This window comes from Caldicoprobacter algeriensis (assembly GCF_023838525.1).
Lineage (GTDB): Bacteria > Bacillota > Clostridia > Caldicoprobacterales > Caldicoprobacteraceae > Caldicoprobacter > Caldicoprobacter algeriensis.
In genome coordinates, this window is sequence record NZ_JAHUQD010000039.1 from 1 (window position 1) to 1,631 (window position 1,631).

At 37.7% G+C, this 1,631-nt stretch carries 1 protein-coding gene; it reads left to right on the forward strand.

Features of this window, described 5'->3' with window-relative positions; translation table 11 throughout:
- Window positions 1–79: 79 nt before the first annotated feature.
- The coding region (locus tag KVG29_RS12290; protein ID WP_252228716.1) for an IS1634 family transposase at window positions 80–1,631 on the forward strand (1,552 nt) is incomplete at its 3' end.

The window sequence follows — 1,631 nt, forward strand, 5'->3', positions numbered from 1 at the left end:
TGCTTTAATTTGTTGATATTGTGTCAAATTGTATGGTACAATATGCATAGGATTTACTGTTTCTTAGGAGGTATTTCCTATGCATATAAAAATTGTTAAAGCTGGAAAATATGAATACGTACGTTTAGTAGAATCTTTTCGCGAAAATGGCAAAGTAAAACATAAAGTCATTCTTAACTTGGGACGCAAGGATATAATAGAAGGTAATCCTTCATTTAAGCGATTGGCAGAAAGGCTTTTGGAAATATCAGGAGGTACTGTTGAGAAAACAGACAAACTGCAAATTTCAGAAGGTACTCTTCGCAATTACGGTTTTATAGTGTATCGCAAGCTGTGGCAGATATTTGGCTTTGATAGCTTTTTTGATCAACTGAAAAGGAAGCACACCAAGCTACAATTTGATCTAGACTCGGTTATTTTTCTCATGGTAGTCCAGCACTTGCTGTCACCCATGAGTAAGCTGAGCACCTACGAAAAGCGTTCTTTGTATTTGGGTATACCCGAAATGGATTTAAATCATCTGTACCGAAGTTTAGATTTACTGGCAGAGAATAAAGAGAACATAGAGAACTATGTTTTTGATAGGAATCGGACGCTGTTTAACATGAGTGTGGATGTAGTGTTCTATGATGTGACTACATTCTATTTTGAGAGTGTAAGAGAAGATGGATTTAGAGATTTTGGTTTTAGCAAAGACAATAAAATTAACGAGGTACAGGTTGTAATGGGTTTACTGATTGACAGTGAAGGACGGCCGATAGGGTATGAATTGTTTCCTGGTAACACGCTTGACAGCAAGACATTGGAGAGGTCTTTAGAGAAGCTAAAGGAACGATTCAATATTCGTCAGGTAATCATAGTAGCTGACAGGGGTTTAAACAGCAAGTTAAACTTAAGCAGGATAAAGGAGATGGGTTATGACTACATAGTGGCAAGCCGTTTAAAGAAGATGCCAGAAAGTGTAATTGAAGAAGTATTTGATTCTAACGGTTATAGATTATTAACTCCTGAACTTCTGGCAAGGTATAAGGAAGAAGATGAAGAAGAGTTTCGATACAAGGTTATAGACTACATTAACCGTTACAAGGATGAAGAAGGGAAAGTAAAAGAACTTAAGGAAAAGATGGTGATAACATATTCTAAGAAGAGGGCATTAAAGGATAAAGCAGATCGTGAACGACTTATTGAAAAAGCGAAGGAGCTGCTAAAAGAACCAGCAAGGATTAGAGCCAGTAACAGGAGGGGGAGTAAACGCTTTATTTTGGAGAAGGGTGAGAAAGAAGAATATTGTCTTAATGAGGAGGCTATTGCTGCTGATGAAAAGTTTGATGGCTATTATGCCATACAGACGAGTTTGTTAGACTTGAAAGCAGAAAAGGTACTGGAGGCATATCACACGTTATGGAAGATTGAGGAATCGTTCAGGATAATGAAGAGCACCTTGGAAGTAAGGCCGATATTTCACTGGACGGAAAGGAGGATAAAAGGACATTTTGTAGTATGCTTTTTAGCATTTCTTTTGGAGAGGACACTAGAGTACAAGTTGAAAACGAATGGGATTATGATGAGTCCCAACAAAATAAGGGAGGCTTTAAATTCGATGATGTTTACGGAGGTGGAAATAAACGGGC